At 64.5% G+C, this 16,514-nt stretch carries 14 protein-coding genes; 1 reads left to right on the top strand and 13 read right to left on the bottom strand.

Annotated features, from left to right (window positions below):
* Positions 1-23 precede the first annotated feature (23 nt).
* The 11 genes from GYA94_RS14395 to mobA all read right to left on the bottom strand — a co-directional run bounded on the left by GYA94_RS14395 (position 24) and on the right by mobA (position 11,342).
* Positions 24-299, bottom strand: coding sequence for a peptidylprolyl isomerase (locus tag GYA94_RS14395; RefSeq protein WP_009686637.1), 276 nt, complete (start codon positions 297-299; stop codon positions 24-26).
* A gap of 178 nt (positions 300-477) precedes the next feature.
* Entirely contained in the window at positions 478-1,248 is a 771-nt protein-coding gene (gene hbdH / locus GYA94_RS14390; RefSeq protein WP_009686638.1) for a 3-hydroxybutyrate dehydrogenase, read from the bottom strand.
* Between the two features lie 10 nt (positions 1,249-1,258).
* The gene (locus GYA94_RS14385) at positions 1,259-2,650 is read right to left on the bottom strand and encodes a GntP family permease (protein ID WP_161892542.1); all 1,392 of its coding nucleotides are present in this window, start codon (positions 2,648-2,650) and stop codon (positions 1,259-1,261) included.
* A gap of 232 nt (positions 2,651-2,882) precedes the next feature.
* The gene (locus tag GYA94_RS14380) at positions 2,883-4,265 is read right to left on the bottom strand and encodes a sigma-54 interaction domain-containing protein (protein ID WP_161892541.1); all 1,383 of its coding nucleotides are present in this window, start codon (positions 4,263-4,265) and stop codon (positions 2,883-2,885) included.
* A 52-nt stretch (positions 4,266-4,317) separates the two neighbouring features.
* Complete coding sequence (locus tag GYA94_RS14375) at positions 4,318-5,334, bottom strand: ABC transporter permease (RefSeq protein ID WP_161892540.1); 1,017 nt, start codon at positions 5,332-5,334, stop codon at positions 4,318-4,320.
* Positions 5,334-6,392, bottom strand: coding sequence for a microcin C ABC transporter permease YejB (locus GYA94_RS14370; protein ID WP_161892539.1), 1,059 nt, complete (start codon positions 6,390-6,392; stop codon positions 5,334-5,336). Before GYA94_RS14370 ends, GYA94_RS14375 begins: the two co-directional genes overlap by 1 nt.
* Positions 6,389-8,317 (bottom strand): extracellular solute-binding protein, encoded by a 1,929-nt coding sequence (locus tag GYA94_RS14365; protein WP_371928266.1) that lies wholly within the window; start codon positions 8,315-8,317, stop codon positions 6,389-6,391. The genes GYA94_RS14370 and GYA94_RS14365 overlap by 4 nt, the downstream gene beginning before the upstream one ends.
* A gap of 11 nt (positions 8,318-8,328) precedes the next feature.
* Positions 8,329-8,610 (bottom strand): peptidylprolyl isomerase, encoded by a 282-nt coding sequence (locus GYA94_RS14360; protein ID WP_009686645.1) that lies wholly within the window; start codon positions 8,608-8,610, stop codon positions 8,329-8,331.
* A gap of 80 nt (positions 8,611-8,690) precedes the next feature.
* The gene (locus tag GYA94_RS14355; protein ID WP_009686646.1) at positions 8,691-9,752 is read right to left on the bottom strand and encodes a 3-deoxy-7-phosphoheptulonate synthase; all 1,062 of its coding nucleotides are present in this window, start codon (positions 9,750-9,752) and stop codon (positions 8,691-8,693) included.
* Between the two features lie 568 nt (positions 9,753-10,320).
* Entirely contained in the window at positions 10,321-10,629 is a 309-nt protein-coding gene (locus GYA94_RS14350) for a hypothetical protein (RefSeq protein WP_029884859.1), read from the bottom strand.
* Between the two features lie 122 nt (positions 10,630-10,751).
* A complete protein-coding gene (gene mobA / locus GYA94_RS14345) occupies positions 10,752-11,342 on the bottom strand; it encodes a molybdenum cofactor guanylyltransferase MobA (RefSeq protein WP_110678399.1) in 591 nt (196 codons plus the stop codon).
* 186 nt (positions 11,343-11,528) lie between these two features.
* Between mobA and GYA94_RS14340 the strand changes: the two genes are divergently transcribed.
* Positions 11,529-11,840 carry an HU family DNA-binding protein gene (locus tag GYA94_RS14340; protein WP_161892538.1) on the top strand — a complete coding sequence of 104 codons (312 nt, stop codon included), beginning with the start codon at positions 11,529-11,531 and terminating at the stop codon, positions 11,838-11,840.
* A gap of 27 nt (positions 11,841-11,867) precedes the next feature.
* Here the strand turns inward: GYA94_RS14340 and GYA94_RS14335 are convergent, their stop codons facing one another.
* Both GYA94_RS14335 and GYA94_RS14330 read right to left on the bottom strand, forming a co-directional pair.
* Positions 11,868-14,993: a multidrug efflux RND transporter permease subunit gene (locus GYA94_RS14335; protein ID WP_161892537.1), complete on the bottom strand. Its 3,126-nt coding sequence runs from the start codon at positions 14,991-14,993 to the stop codon at positions 11,868-11,870.
* Positions 14,994-15,004: 11 nt separating this feature from the next.
* Positions 15,005-16,180, bottom strand: a complete 1,176-nt coding sequence (locus GYA94_RS14330) for an efflux RND transporter periplasmic adaptor subunit (RefSeq protein WP_110678405.1) — start codon at positions 16,178-16,180, stop codon at positions 15,005-15,007.
* Positions 16,181-16,514 lie beyond the last annotated feature (334 nt).

Here is a 16,514-nt window from a genome sequence, read left to right as displayed (position 1 = left end):
TCAGGTGGCACAGGGCCAGTGCGTTAGTCGCGGTAGAAGGTTTGCACCAGGTGATAGCCGAACTTGCTCTTGATCGGGCCGTGTACCACGCGCAGGGGCTTCTTGAAGATGACTTGGTCGATGGCGCCGACCATTTGCCCTGGGCGGACTTCACCCAGGTCGCCGCCCCGTTTGCCGGACGGGCAAGTCGAGAACTTTTTCGCCAGCACGTCGAACGCCTCGCCATTGGCGATACGCTGCTTGAGCTTTTCGGCTTCGTCAGCGGTCTTGACCAGAATATGGCGGGCTTGAGCTTTCATGGATTACCTGTGCTTCGGGGGGGCGAAAAGCGCGCATTATGCCTGATTGCTGCGCGTTTGTGGCCTTTCACCCAGGCCCGTGGGCGGTGCTCTCGCACCGCTGACAGCGCATCGGCCAGCAGCCGCTTCGGCGGCAAACACCGGCAAAAACCTCTGCCAACCACCGCGGGAGCCTGCGTCACTGGGCCAACCAGCCCCCGTCAACGTTCCAGGCGGCACCACGCACCTGGCTACCCGCTTCGCTGCACAGGAAAAGCACAAGCTCGCCCAGGTGCTGCGGGGTAACGAAGGCCAGCGAAGGTTGCTTTTCCGCCAGCAGGTCATGTTGCGCCTGCAGCGCATCGCCACCGTTGGCGGCACGGTCATCGATCTGTTGCTGCACCAGCGGGGTCAGCACCCAGCCCGGGCAAATGGCGTTGCAGGTGACAGGGCTGGTGGCGGTTTCCAGGCCCACGACCTTGGTCAGGCCCACCACGCCATGCTTGGCGGCCACGTACGCCGCCTTGCCGGTCGAACCGACCAGGCCATGCACAGAGGCAATGTTGATGATGCGCCCCCAATTGCGCGCGCGCATGCCCGGCAGCGCCAGGCGTGTGCCATGGAAGACCGCCGACAGGTTGAGCGCGATGATCTTGTCCCAGCTTTGCACCGGAAACCGTTCGACCGGGGCCACATGCTGGATACCAGCGTTGTTGACCAGGATGTCGACGCCGCCGAACTCGCGCTCGGCCGCGGCGAACAACGCCTCGATCTGGGCGACCTCGGCCAGGTCGGCCGGGTGATGGATGGCTTTTACCCCGTGCCGGGCAATTTCCGCCAGGGCGGGAGCCGGGTCGCCAAAGCCGTTGAGGACGATGTTGGCACCGGCCCGGGCCAGTACCTGGGCGATACCCAGGCCGATGCCGCTGGTCGAGCCGGTCACGAGTGCAGTCTTGCCGTTGAGGGTCATGCAATGCTCCTTAGACAATGCCAGTGGCGTAGAACGTGGCAATTACCACGAACACTGCCAGGGTCTTGATCAGGGTAATACCGAAAATGTCCTTGTAGGCTTCCCGATGGGTCAGGCCGGTGACTGCCAGCAGGGTGATCACCGCGCCGTTGTGCGGCAGGGTGTCCATGCCGCCGCTGGCCATGGCCGCTACCCGGTGCAGCACCTCGAGCGGAATGTTGGCGGCATGGGCGGCGGCGATGAAGGTGTCACCCATGGCGGCCAGCGCAATACTCATGCCGCCCGAGGCAGAGCCGGTGATACCGGCCAACAGGGTGACGGTGATGGCTTCATTGACCAGGGGGTTGGGGATGCCGCGCAGGGCATCGGCCAGCACCAGGAAGCCAGGCAGCGAGGCGATCACTGCGCCAAAGCCATACTCCGAGGCCGTGTTCATGGCTGCCAGCAAGGCGCCGCCGACAGCACTTTTGGTGCCTTCGGCCAAACGGCTGCGGATGGCGCCGAAGGCACATGCCAGCACCATCAGGATGCCGACCAGCAATGCTGCCTGTACCGCCCAGATGGCGGTCAGCTTGGCCACGTCGCTGTTCACTGGGGCACTCATGCCGGGCAGTTGCAAGCTGTGGCTGGCGCCGTACCACTGCGGGATCCAGTGGGTGAACAGCAGGTTCATCACCCCCACCAGCATCAACGGGGATATCGCCAGCCAGGGGTTGGGCAACCTCAGGTCGGCAGCGGTTTCCGGTTCGTTGCGCAAGTCGGTGCCATACCCTTCACCGGCACGCTGGGCTTTGTTGCGCTGGCGCTGCAGGTAGGCCATGCCGGTGCAGAACACGAACAGTGTGCCGATCAGGCCCAGCCAGGGTGCGGCCCAGGCGGTGGTATTGAAAAAGGTGCTGGGGATGATGTTCTGGATCTGCGGGGTACCGGGCAGGGCGTCCATGGTGAATGAAAACGCCCCCAAGGCAATGGTGGCCGGGATCAGCCGTTTGGGGATGTTGCTCTGGCGGAACATCTCGGCCGCGAACGGGTATACCGCAAACACCACCACGAACAGCGAGACGCCGCCGTAGGTCAGCAACGCACAGACCAGCACGATCACCAGCATGGCCTGGCGGGTGCCGAGCAGGCGGATGGCAGCGGCCACGATCGAGCGGGAAAAGCCGGACAGCTCGATCAGTTTGCCGAACACCGCACCCAGCAGGAACACCGGGAAATACAGCTTGATGAAGCCCACCATTTTTTCCATGAACACCCCGGTGAAGGCGGGGGCAACGGCGGACGGGTCAGTGAGCAGAACGGCGCCGAGGGCGGCGATAGGGGCGAACAGTATGACGCTGTAGCCGCGGTAGGCGGCCAGCATCAGCAGGGTCAGCGCGGCAAGGGCGATGAGCACGGTCATCGGGTGTCTCCTGGGTGAGTCTTGTTGTTATCGGTTTGCAGGAGAAAGCGGATATCGTGCCAATTTTTAACTTATTGATTTACATAGAGTTTTTATTTTTTGCAGTGTTTCCTTCTCTGTTTTGAGATTTTGTTGTTCAAGCGCACGCACCATCTCCTCCCAGATTTGCACGCTGCCTGCCTGCACAATCGAGCTTGTTCCGCTATCTCTAAAAAGAGACAAGAGTCTCTGCTCAGAGACCAAGCGCCACCATCTTCTTGTACAGGGTAGAGCGCCCCAGCCCCAGCGCCTTTGCCGCCTGCGGCACGTTGCCCGCATGGTCCGCCAACGCCCCGGCGATCAGTGAGCGCTCGAATGCCTCGCACGCCTCGCGGTAGGTCTGGCGCACCGGTGCCGCCGACAGCGGACTCAACGGCCCCAACGCCGCACGCAAGTCCGCCGCCCCCAGGCGTGGTTGATCGGCCAGCAAGGTCGCCCGCTCCAGCACGTTGCGCAGTTCACGGATATTCCCCGGCCAGGCATGGCGTGCCAGCAGTTGCTGCGCCTCGGTTTCCAGCTCGTACTGGCTGCCCAGCTCTGCCAGCACGGCCTCGCATAACGCCGGCAGGTCCTCCAGCCGCTGCCGCAGCGGCGGCACTTCGATCGGTAACACGTTCAGCCGGTAGTACAGGTCGGCGCGGAATGCGCCGCGGGCCATGGCCGCCTGCAGGTCGATGGAAGTGGCCGCAATGATGCGCACGTCGCTGCGCAGCATCTGGTTCGACCCCACCGGCTCGTATTCCTTTTCCTGCAGCACCCGCAGCAGCTTGCTTTGCAAGGCCAGCGGCATGTCGCCGATCTCATCGAGGAACAATGTGCCGCCTTCGGCCAGTTGCAACTTGCCGCTGCGGCCTTTGCGGTCCGCCCCGGTAAAGGCACCGGGCGCGGTGCCGAAGAACTCGGCCTCCAGCAGTGTTTCCGGGATGGCGGCGCTGTTGATGCTGACGAACGCCTTGTGTGCCCGGGCCGAGGCGGCGTGGATGGCGTGCGCCAGCAACTCCTTGCCCGTGCCCGTCTCGCCCAGCAACAGCACCGGTGAGTCACTGCCTGCACCGCGCCGTGCACGGCGCTTGGCTTCCAGGCTGGCAGCGCTGCTGCCAACGAACTGCGCAAAGCTGTACTTGGCCTGGCGGGCGCGCAGTTGCGAGCGGGTCGAGGCAAGCTCCTGCTGCATGCTCGAATAACGCTTGAGCAACGGCGACAGGCTACGCAACTGATCGAACAGGGCAAAACCGATGGCGCCGATCAGCGCGCCCTGGTCGTCGTGGATAGGCAGGCGCATGACCACCAACGGCTCGTTCGGCATGTCCAGCATGTCCAGCAGGATAGGCCGGCCATTGCTCACCACCTCGCGCATCAGGCTACCGGGGATCACTGCTTCGCAGGGCTGGCCAATCGCACTGGCCGCGTCGGCCAGGCCAAAGCGCCGGGCATAGCGTTCGTTCATCCAGGCGATACGCGCCTGGCGGTCGACGATCACCGTACCCTCGCTGGACTGTTCGATGATCTCGAACAGCGAGCGAATCGCCAGTTGCCGAACGTGGGGGTAGTCCTTGAGGCTGTCGCTGTCGTGCATGGAAAAAGTCCTGAATACGTTGTTTGCCCGCGCCGGCACCTTGCCTGAAACGTCAGCCCTTCGGGTCAAACGCCTGCCGCAAGGCATCGCCGATGAACACCAGCAGCGACAAGATCAGCGCCAGGGTAAAGAACGCAGTAAAGCCCAGCCACGGTGCCTCCAGGTGTTGCTTACCCTGGGTCACCAACTCCCCCAGCGAGGCGCTGCCCGCGGGCATGCCGAAACCGAGGAAGTCCAGCGCGGTCAGCGTGGTGATGGCCCCGGTGAGCATGAACGGCACGTAGGTCAGTGTGGCATTCAAGGCATTGGGCAAGATATGCCGCAGCATGACCTGGCTGTCTGGCAAACCCAGCGCCCGGGCTGCCTTGACGTATTCCAGGTTGCGCCCCCGCAGGAACTCGGCCCGCACCACGTCGACCAGGGTCAGCCATGAAAACAGCGCCATGATCCCCAGCAGCCACCAGAAATCCGGCTCGACGAACCCGCTGAGGATAATCAGCAGGTACAACACCGGCAGCCCGGACCATACCTCCAGCAGGCGCTGGCCGAACAGGTCGACCCAGCCCCCGTGGTAGCCCTGCAGGGCGCCTGCCGTCACCCCGATGACCACGCTGATCACGGTCAGGGCAAAGGCAAACAGCAAAGACACCCGCGTGCCATACAACACCCGGGCCAGCACATCTCGGCCCTGGTCATCGGTACCCAGCCAGTTGCTGCTGCTCGGTGGGCTGGGCGTTGGGACCTGCAAGTCGTAGTTCGGGGTGTCGGCGCTGAACGGGATCGGTGCGAACAGCATCCAGCCGCCCTGGTCCTCGATCAGCTTGCGCACGTAGGCGCTGCGGTAGTCGGGCTGGAACGGCAGCTGGCCGCCAAATTGCTGCTCGGTATAACGCTTGAGCGCCGGTACGTACAGTTCGCCCTGGTAACCCAGCAGCAACGGCTTGTCGTTGGCCACCAGCTCGGCGCCCAGGCTCAGCGACAGCAGGGCGGCGAATACCCACAGCGAGACCCAGCCCAGGCGGTTGCGGCGAAAGCGTTGCAGGCGCCGGCGCGCCACAGGCGACAGCATCAGTGCGCCCTCGTGTCGAAGTCGATGCGTGGGTCCAGCAAGGTGTAGGCCACGTCGCCGATCAGGCGGATCAGCAGCCCTGCCAAGGTGAAGATGAACAATGTGCCGAAGACGATAGGGTAGTCGCGGGACACGGCGGCGTCGTAGCTCATGCGGCCCAGGCCATCCAGAGAAAAAATCACCTCGATCAGCAGCGAGCCGGCGAAGAACACGCTGATCAGTGCCTGTGGTAGCCCGGCCACCACCAGCAGCATCGCGTTGCGCAATACATGGCCGTAGAGCACCCGCCGCTCGCTCAGGCCCTTGGCCCGAGCGGTGACCACGTACTGGCGCGAAATTTCGTCGAGGAAGGCATTCTTGGTCAGCAAGGTGAGGGTGGCGAACCCGCCGATCACCAGGGCGCCGACGGGCAGTACCAGATGCCAGAAGTAGTCGGCCACCTTGCCGAGCAGGGTCAGCTCGTCGAAGTTGTCGGAAACCAGGCCGCGCACCGGAAACCAGTTCAGCGAAGTGCCGCCGGCAAACACCACGATCAGCAACAGGGCGAACAGGAACGAGGGCAGGGCGTAGCCGACCACGATCAGTGCGCTGCTCCAGGCATCGAAGTGGCTGCCGTGGCGCACCGCCTTGCGAATGCCCAGGGGTATGGACACCAGGTAGGTGATCAGCGTGGCCCAGAAGCCCAGCGACAGGGTGACCGGCAGTTTGTCGAGGATCAGGTCGGTGACCTTGGCACCACGGAAAAAACTGTTGCCGAAGTCCAGCCGGGCATACTGGCCCAGCATCAGCCAAAGGCGCTCGGGCGCAGACTTGTCGAAGCCGTACTGGCGCTTGATCTCTTCGATCAGCTTGGGGTCGAGCCCGCGGGTGGCGCGTGATTCACCGTGCACAACCTCCGAGCGCGCACCGGGGGTGCCACCGCCGATGCCTTGCAGGCGCGCCACGGCTTGTTCCACCGGGCCCCCTGGCGCGGCCTGTACGATGACGAAGTTGACCAGCAGGATCGCCAGCAATGTCGGAATGATCAGCAGCAGGCGGCGCAACAGGTAGCGGGTCATGGGGCGGCGTTCCGGCGTATGGCCATCTGTTCATTGGTCAGCGCCGTTGGGCTGATCTCCCACCAAGTGTCCAGGCCTTCATCGTAGGTGGCCTGAACCTTGGGCAAGCCGAAGCGGTTCCACCAGACGGTGGAGCTGCCTGGCGGGTAGTAGTTGGGGATCCAGTAGTAATTCCACTGCAGCACCCGGTCCAGGGCGTGAGCGTGGCGCAGCATGTCGGCCTCGCTGGCAGCGCGTACCAGGCCGTCGATCAGGTGGTCGACGGCCGGGTCCTGCAGCACCATCAGGTTGTTCGAACCGGGGTCGTGGGCAGCGGCCGAGCCGAAGTAGTTGTACAGCTCGGCACCGGGGGACAGCGTCACCGGGTAGCCGGTCACGACCATGTCGTAGTCACGGGCCATCAGCCGGTTGACGTACTGCGCCGAGTCGACGTTACGGATATTCAGGGTAACGCCGATCTGAGCCAGGTTGCGCTTCCAGGGCAACAGCAGGCGCTCCATGCCGGCCTGGCCGTTGAGGAAGGTGAACGTCAGGGGCTGACCTTCGCGGTTGACCAGGCGGTCGCCATCGGCATGCCAGCCGGCCTGCTGCAGCAGGGCCAGGGCTTGCAACTGCTGGGCGCGGATGATTCCCGAGCCGTCAGTGACCGGTGCCGTGAACACGTGGTCGAAGACTTCCTGCGGCACCTGGCCACGCAGCGGTTCGAGCAGTTTCAGCTCGCCGGCATCGGGTAGCTGGCGGGCGGCCAGCGGGGTATTGGAGAACACGCTCTGCTGGCGGATGTACAGGTTGCGCATCATCTGCCGGTTGCTCCACTCGAAGTCCCAGAGCATGCCCAGTGCCTGACGTACACGGCGGTCCTTGAACTGCGGCCGGTCCAGGTTGAACACGAAGCCCTGGGCTACCTGCGGTTTGGCTGGGCCTAGGTGGGCCCGTTGCAGGCGACCGTCGTCCAGTGTGGCGCCGTTGTAACCCAGGGTGTAGGCGGTTGCGGAGAACTCGCGGTTGTAATCGTAGCCCCCGCCCTTAAGCACCTGGCGCGCCACCTCGGTGTCGCCGAAGTACTCGATGCGCAGTTTGGCGAAATTGTAGCGGCCACGGCTGGCCGGCAGGTCACGGGCCCACCAGGTAGGGTCACGCTCGAAGGTGATGCTGCGGCCATTGTCGATCTGGCCGATGCGGTAGGGCCCACTGCCGACCGGTTTGTCGAAGCCGGCCCCGTTGGCGAAATCGCGTTGCTGCCAGTCGTGCTCGGGCAGCACGGGCAAGCTGGCCAGGTCCAGCGCCAGGGTACGGCCGTGTCCGGGCTTGAAGTCGAAGCGGATGCTGCGCGGGCCTTCCACGGTCACCGCGCTGACGTCGGCGAACTGGGTGCGGTAGGTCAGGCTGCCTTTGCTCATCAGCAGGTCGTAGGTGAAGCGCACGTCTTCGGCGCGCACCGGCTTGCCGTCGGCAAAGGTCGCCCGTGGGTCGATATCGAAACGCAGCCAGGCGTCATCCGGGCCACGCTCCATGCGCCGGGCGATCAGCCCATAGACGGTGTAGGGTTCGTCGAATGAGCGCACGGCCAGGGGTGCGAACAACAGGCCATCGACCTGGCTGACACCAATGCCTTTGTCGATGTACGGCAGGATATGGTCGAACTGGCCAATCTCGATGGCCGAGCGGCGCAGCATGCCGCCCTTGGGGGCGCTGGGGTTCACATAGTCGAAATGCTGGAAACTGGCGCCGTAGCGGGGGGCTTCGCCGTACACCGTGAGGGCATGGGTGGGGGCGGCCAGGGTATCGAGGGCGAAACAAAGCAGCAACAGGCACCACAACCCATGCAGAAGCGGGTTACCCCGCGAATACGCCCGAGCATGCAGCCTCGTTGCCTGAGCTGACGTATTCGCGTGTGAACCCGCTGCCACCGGGGGCATGAACAGCTGTTGGCTGCTTAGTCCTGACGGCTGGTGACTTCCAGCAGGTGGTAGCCGAACTGGGTCTTTACCGGGCCTTGCACGGTATTCACAGGTGCGCTGAACACCACGGTGTCGAATTCCTTGACCATCTGGCCTGGGCCGAACGAACCCAGGTCACCGCCCTGGCGGCTGGACGGGCAGGTGGAGTTGGCTTTGGCGATTTCAGCGAAATCGGCACCGGCTTCGATCTGGGCTTTCAGTTCGTTGCACTTGTCTTCGCTGGCAACGAGGATGTGACGGGCGGTTGCACGGGCCATGGGTACTGCTCCTTGGGGTAAAAAGTGCAAGCCTAGCGCACTTGTCCGGGGTATGTCTCGCCAGGCTTGCAACCATCGGCTCACAGTTGTTGTGCGGCTTCGCGCAACAGCGTTTCGGTCGAGGCCCAACCCAGGCAGCCGTCGGTGATCGACACGCCGTACTTCAGGGCGCCCTTGCCCAGCGCCTGGCAACCGTCGAACAGGTGGCCTTCGATCATCACGCCCACCAGCGAGCGGTCGCCGCTCAGGCGTTGCGCCAGCACCTCATTGAACACCGCAGGCTGGCGCGCTGGGTCCTTGCCGCTGTTGGCATGGCTGCAATCGACCATGATCCGCGGCTGCAAGCCAGCCTTGGCCAGCGCCTGGCGGGCCAGGGCAATGCTAGGGGCATCGTAGTTGGGCCCTTTGTGGCCGCCGCGCAGTACCAGGTGGGTGTCGGGGTTGCCCAGGGTTTCGATGATCGCCGGGTGGCCTTGCGCGTCCAGGCCGAAGTGGCGGTGCGGGTGTGCGGCGCTGCGCATGGCGTCGCTGGCTACGGCGATACCACCGTCGGTGCCGTTCTTGAAGCCCACTGGCAGCGCCAGGCCACTGACCATTTCGCGGTGGATCTGCGATTCGGTGGTACGCGCGCCGACCGCTGCCCAGGCCAGCAGGTCGTCGAAGTAGCCCGCTGCCAGCGGTTGCAGCAACTCGGTGGCGATGGGCAGGCCGCGCTCGATCATGCTCAGCATCAGCCCGCGAGACAGGGCGATGCCGGCATGCATGTCGTCGCTGCCATCCAGGTGCGGGTCATACGCCAGGCCTTTCCAGCCCACCGTGGTACGCGGTTTTTCGACGTAGGCGCGCATCACCAACAGCAGCTTGTCGTCTACGTCGCGGCTGAGGGCGGCCAGGCGGTCGGCGTATTCCAGCGCGGCGCGCGGGTCGTGGATCGAGCAGGGGCCGACGATCACCAGCAGGCGCTGATCGTGGCCTTCGAGGATGTTGCGGATAGCCTGGCGGTGGGCATGTACTTGCTGGGCCAGGTCTGTGGCGAGCGGCATTTGCTGCTTGAGCAGGTGCGCACTGGGGAGGCGTTTGCTGACTGCGGTGTTGGCCGCTTGCGGCTGGGTCAGGGGCAGGGCGAGGCTGGAGGCGTGCATGGCATTTTTCCCTGGGCGGACGGCGGGGGCTGGCCCGCGCGGTCGGCCCTATCGAGGTGTTCGACAGATCGTTGAATTACTGTTGGCTGCTGCATTGCCACCTGTGCAAGACCGATCGGAGGCGGCTGGCTGGCCCGAGCGGGATTGGCTAAATCGCCAGGTGTAGGTGTCGGCGTAGTAATAGGTGGCGTAGTTCATGAAGCGGTCCTCAATGTGAATCGATGGTTTTTTCAAAGGCCTGAAACGCAAAACCCCCGGTCGGGTAGCCGACCGGGGGTTTGAGTATTCTCATGTTCGGCGGCCCCTCGAAGGTGGGCGCCGTGCAGGTATCGGCGCCTAGTGGCTAAACCAATACCCGAAGTAATAGCTTGCTGGAGCTACGCAGCCGGCAACGGCCAGCACAGGGCGCGGTTGGCGACCGGTGTGGTTGGCGAGGTGGCGGATGTGTGTTGGCATGTTGCGCTCCAGTGAATGAGCCCGAGCTTACTGCAGTTCGGCTGGGCCATTCAATGGATAAATACTATGTGTTCAATCATTTATTTGTGTACTGAATGGTTAAACGGCCCTGTCAACGGCTGTCCTGATCTTCAGCGGTGCCACCGCTGGCGCCGGCACCCGAGCCAGTAGCCTCGCCGGTGCTGTTGGAGCCGCCCGTGGCGCCATCGGCGGCATCGGTGCTGCTGCCGGTGTCGCTACTGTCATTGCTTTTGCCGCTGCCAGGGGTGTTGACGCTGCTGCCCTCACCGGCAGTCTTGCCGCCAGATTGGTCGGTCTGTGGGTGGCTGTCGGTGTTGGTGGCCGTGGCGGCGAAGCTGGTGCCAGCGAGTGGGGTCAGCGCCAGTGCCAGGCACAGAGAGAGTGGGCGAATGCGGATCATGGGATATCTCCATCGTGCGGATGATCTGTCATTCGTTTGGCCTGGTGAGCTGCGCTGGGTGCCGTTCGGGCGACGAGCGGTAAGCGCAACAAGCGATGGGGGCCGCTGCGCCGGGCCGGCGATCAGCGAGATTGCGCGTGTTCCTGCAGCAACTCGGGGCTGTTGAAGTTGCTCAAGCGGCGATCGTCTGCGCTGCACTCAAGCGCTTGCACCTTGGTGCGCAACAGGGCCTTCTGCAAGCTCCGCTCACCCTCGGCCCAGGCTTGCTCCAGCACCGGCAGCAACCGGCGCGGCAGTACGCTGAACATCGGCTGCCAGTAGCCGCCCTGGTGCGCCATCGCGGCACTGTCATTGGCCGCAGCAACCCGCAGCAGGTCCTCGATCAGTGCGCGGTCGACCAGCGGCGCATCGCAGGCCAGCACCACCACCCATGCATGCCGCGCCACCTTCAGCCCGGCAATCACCCCCGCCAGCGGCCCGGGGAAGTCGTTGTCGGCATCGCCCACCAACTGGTCGGCATACACCCGGTAGGCCTGCTGGTTGCGGTTGCAGGAAATCACCAGGTCGTCAGTCAGGGGCCGCAGCACGCGATGGATTGCGGCCACCAGGGGCTCGCCCTGCCAGCTGATCAAGCCCTTGTCCCGGCCGCCCATACGTTGCCCGCGGCCCCCCGCGAGGATCAGGGCAGAGCAAGTGAGCAATTGTTCAGTCATTGGCTAAAGTCCGAGGCAGGCACGAAGGCAACCCTCACACGCACGACAGCGGTTGTCCAGCGGACGTGAACGCGGGGCCAGGGCACTGACATTTTTGCCAGTTGTGCCCGCCGCTGCTTCTCCCTTGAATAGGGCTGCAGCCTTGCGCTCGCAATGAGGGCAAGCAAGACTCCAAGGAGAAGGCAATTGAACAAAGCGCAACTTATTGAACAGGTAGCAGCGCGCGCCGTACTCAGCCAGGCAATGGCCCAAAAGGCCGTCGATGCCTTCATCGATGGGGTCAAGGCGTCGCTGAGCACACACACGCCTGTCACTTTGGTGGGTTTCGGCAAGTTCGAGACCGTCCGAAGGTCAGCGCGGGTCGGCAGGGACCCGCGATCTGGCAAACCGTTGAACATACCTGCGGCGATGACGGTCAAGTTTCGAGCTGGCAAGGATCTGAAGGATGCCGTCAGATTCCGCGGGGAGTCCGAGGCCAACACCAAACCCCGCAAGTGAACGCAGAGGGTCCCTGGGGACCCTCATTCAGGGGCTGTCGTGCAGCGCCTCGCCGGCCGTTGTGGTTTTGCGCGTGCCAGCCAGCCGCATCACGCTGACGAAGAACACCGGCACGAATACCACCGCCAACGTTGCGCTCAGCATGCCGCCGATAACCCCGGTGCCGATCGCCTGTTGGCTCGCCGAGCTGGCACCGCTGGCGATCGCCAAGGGCACCACGCCGAGGATGAACGCCAGCGATGTCATCACGATCGGCCGCAGGCGCAGGCGGGCGGCCTGTACGGCGGCATCGGCGGCGTCCACGCCCTGGTCGACCAGGTGCTTGGCGAACTCGATGATCAGAATGGCGTTCTTCGCCGACAGGCCGATCAAGGTGATCAGGCCGACCTTGAAGAACACGTCGTTGGGCATGCCCCGCAGGGTTACCGCCAGTACCGCACCCAGCACGCCGAGTGGCACCACCAGTAGCACTGCGGTGGGTATCGACCAGCTCTCGTACAGCGCAGCCAGGCACAGGAACACCACCAGCAGCGACAGCGCCATCAACATCGGCGCCTGGCTGCCGGACAGGCGTTCTTGCAGTGACAGGCCGGTCCATTCCAGGCCGGCACCGGCGGGCAGTTGCGCCACCAGGCGCTCGATTTCGGCCATGGCTTCGCCAGAGCTGTAGCCGGCGGCCGGTTCGCCGGAAATCGACACCGCCGGGTAGCCGTTATAACGCGTCAGTTGCACCGGGCCGCTGACCCATTTGGCCTGGACGAACGCGGCCAACGGCACCATCTTGCCGCTGCTGTTGCGCACATGCATGTTCAGCAGGTCTTGCACCTGGCTGCGCTGGTCGCCTTCGGCCTGCACCACCACGCGCTGCATGCGGCCCTGGTTCGGGAAGTCGTTGACGTAGCTGGAGCCCACTGCCACGTCGAGTACCGAGCCGATATCGGCAAACGTCACGCCCAGGGCATTGGCCTGGCGGCGGTCGATCTCCAGCTGCACCTGCGGGCTTTCCGCCAGCGAGGCTTCGCGCACGTTGCTCAGTACCTTGCTCTTGCCGGCCTGCTCGAGCAGCTGGTCACGCGCCGCCATCAGCGCGCGGTGGCCCATGCCCCCCCGGTCCTGCAGGCGGAACTCGAAGCCGGTCGACTCGCCAAGCCCGTCAATGGGCGGCGGCAGCACGGCGTAGGCCACCGCATCCTTGAGTTGCGTGAAGGCCTGGTTGGCGCGCTCGGCAATCGACTGGGCAGTGTGTTCGGCACTTCGCTCGGACCAGTCCTTGAGGGTAGTGAAGGCCAGCGCAGCGTTCTGCCCGCTGCCCGAGAAGCTGAAACCCAGGATCAGTGTGGTGTTGCCGACCCCCGGTTCTTCACTGTTGTGCGCCTCGATCTGGGCGGCCACCTGTTCGGTGCGCATGCGGCTGGCGCCAGGCGGCAGCTGGATGTCCGTAATGGTGTAGCCCTGGTCTTCGGTGGGCAGGAACGCCGTGGGCAGCTGGCTCAAGCCATAGCCCAATGCCCCCAGCAGCAGCGCATACAGCAACAGGTAGCGCCCGCTGCGTTGCAGCGCTTGCATGACCCAGCGCTGGTAGCCATCGCTCATGCCCTCGAAACGGCGGTTGAACCAGCCGAAGAAACCCTTGCGTGCATGCTGTTCGCCCTTGGCCACAGGCTTGAGCAGCGTGGCGCACAGTGCCGGGGTCAGGCTGAGGGCGAGGAATGCCGAGAACAGGATCGACACCGCCATGGCGACCGAAAACTGTTGGTAGATCACACCCACCGACCCTTGCATGAAGGCCATGGGCAGGAACACCGCCACCAGTACCAGGGTGATGCCGATGATCGCGCCGCTGATCTGGCTCATGGCCTTGCGCGTGGCTTGCCGGGGCGGCAAGCCTTCTTCGGCCATGATGCGTTCGACGTTTTCCACCACCACGATGGCGTCATCGACCAGGATGCCGATGGCCAGCACCATGCCGAACAGGGTCAGCACGTTGATCGAGAAGCCCAGCGCCAGCATCACGGCGAAGGTGCCCATCAGTGCCACCGGTACCACCAGGGTCGGGATCAGCGTGTAGCGCAGGTTCTGCAGGAACAGGAACATCACCGCGAACACCAGCAGCATGGCTTCGAACAGGGTACTGATGACCTGCTCGATCGACACCTTGACGAACGGCGAGGTGTCGTAGGGGATGTCGTACCTGACCCCCTCGGGGAAGTAGCGCGCCAGGTCCTGCAGTTTCGCCCGTACCAGGGTGGCGGTCTGCATGGCATTGGCGCCCGGTGCCAGCTGCACGCTGAAGGCCGTGGCCGGCTTGCCGTTCAAGCGGGTGCCGTACTGGTATTCCTGTGCGCCGACTTCCACCCTGGCGACATCGCCAAGGGTGACCACGGAGCCGTCGGGGTTGGCCCGCAGCACAATGGCGGCGAACGCATCCGGCGTGCTCAGCTGGCCTTTGACCACCACGTTGGCCGTGATTTCCTGAGTGCTGCGGCTGGGCAGGTCGCCAATGCTGCCAGGGGCTACCTGGGCGTTCTGGCCGGCGATGGCGTCCGCCACGTCGTTGGGCGTGAGGTTGAAACCGACCAGTTTGCGCGGGTCGATCCAGATGCGCATGGCCCGTTCCGAGCCATACAGCTGGGCCTTGCCGACGCCTTTGAGGCGGCGTATTTCATCCATCACGTTACGCGCCAGAATGTCCGACAGGGCGGTTTCGTCGAGTTTGCCGTCTGTGGAGGTGAGGGTGGCCAGCAGCAGAAAGCCGGTGGACACCTTCTCGACCTGCAGGCCCTGCTGGGTGACCGGCCGCGGCAGGCGGGACTCGACCACCTTCAGGCGGTTCTGCACGTCGACCTGGGCCAGGTCCGGGTGGGTGCCCGGGGCGAAGGTGGCGGTAATGGTGGCGCTGCCCAGGCTGCTCTGGGATTCGAAGTACAGCAGGTTATCGGCGCCGTTGAGTTCCTGTTCGATCAGGCTGACCACGCTTTCGTCCATGGTGGCTGCCGAGGCGCCGGGGTATACGGCGTAGATCTCGACCTGCGGCGGTGCCACGTTGGGGTATTGGGCCACCGGCAGTTGCGGGATGGCCAGCGCGCCGGCCAGCAGGATGAACAGCGCGACCACCCAGGCGAATACCGGGCGGTCGATGAAGAATTGCGGCATGGGTCAGGCCCTCACTGGCCGTTGTGCTGTGCGATGGGCGGCGTTTGTGGGCTGGGGTCGACCTGCACCTGGTCGCCGGCCTTGACGTGCTGCAGGCCCTCGATGACCACGCGCTCACCAGCGGCCAGGCCGGCGCTGACGATCCAGCGGTCGCCCTGGGTATTGCCCAGCACCACCTCGCGCTCGCTCACCCGCGCCTGCGGGTCGACCACCAGTACCTTGGGCACCCCGGCGCTGTCACGCAGGATGGCGCGCTGCGGCACACTCAGGCCATGGGGTTGCACGGCCTGCTCGAGGCGCACGCGCACGTAGCTGCCGGGCAACAGGTCCAGGTCCGGGTTGGGGAACTCGCTGCGCAGGGTGATCTGGTTGGTGCTGGGGTCGACGCTGATGTCGGAGAACAGCAATTTGCCCGGCAGTGGGTAGGCGCTGCCGTCGTCCTGGATCAGCGTCGCCCGGGCCTGACCGTCGCCCACCTGCTGCAGCTCGCCCGCGCGCAAGGCGCGGCGCAGGGCATTGAGCTCGCGGGTGGATTGGGTGACATCGGCGTAAATCGGGTCCAACTGCTGGATGGTCGCCAGCGGGGTGCTCTCGTTTTGCCCGACCAGCGCGCCTTCTGTGACCTGGGCACGGCCAATGCGCCCGGAGATGGGCGCGGTGACCGTGGCATAGCCGAGGTTGAGGCGGGCGCGCGCCAGTGCCGCCTTGGCTTCGGCTACGGCGGCATCGGCCTGCAGCAGGCTGGCCTTGGCATTGTCGTATTCCTGGCGGCTGACCGCCTTGTCGTCGACCAGCTGGCGGTAGCGCTGCTCTTGCAGGCGGGCCTGGTAGCGAGTGGCTTCGGCCTTGGCCAAGGTTGCGCGGGCACTGTCGTGGTCGGCCTTGAACGGCGCCGGGTCGATCAGGAACAGCACATCGCCTTGCTTGACGTCGCTGCCTTCACGGTACACCCGCTTGAGCACCACGCCGGCGACCCGCGCGCGCACTTCTGCGGTACGCGGGGCCAGGATGCGGCCACTGAGTTCGCTGCTGATGGCCAAGGGCTGCAGTTGCAGGGTTTCCACCCGTACTTGCGGGGTGGGCGCCTGTTCGTCTTGCTCGGCGCTGTTGCCGCAGCCGGCCAGGGACAGGCTCAGAAACGCCAGAAGCGCCACTGGGCGCAGGCGAAGGGAGAGGGTAGTAGGCATGCGGATCTTCCGATGATGACCGGGTATATGCTACGGCAGGCATTGCTGGGCGGCTGTTAATACCTGTAGGGCGAGTGTGAAAAAATGTAAAGAACAAGCCTGTGGTGTTGCAGTGTTCTATATCCTGAGTATTCCTGTGCCGGCCTCTTCGCGGGCTTGCCCGCTCCCACAGGTACAGCACAGATTTCAGATACTGTGCGGTCCTTGTGGGAGCGGGCAAGCCCGCGAAGAGGCCGGCAGGGTCCCACAACCTAGCTTGCAACGCCAGTATCTTATGCCAGGCACTCTTACTCCTTGTCTAGGCTTACAGCCCCCTTTTCGCGTTGATCGCCGG

The organism is Pseudomonas juntendi, from assembly GCF_009932375.1.
In the GTDB taxonomy this organism is placed as follows: Bacteria; Pseudomonadota; Gammaproteobacteria; order Pseudomonadales; family Pseudomonadaceae; genus Aquipseudomonas; species Aquipseudomonas juntendi.
This window is presented reverse-complemented; position numbering and strand designations above follow the sequence as displayed.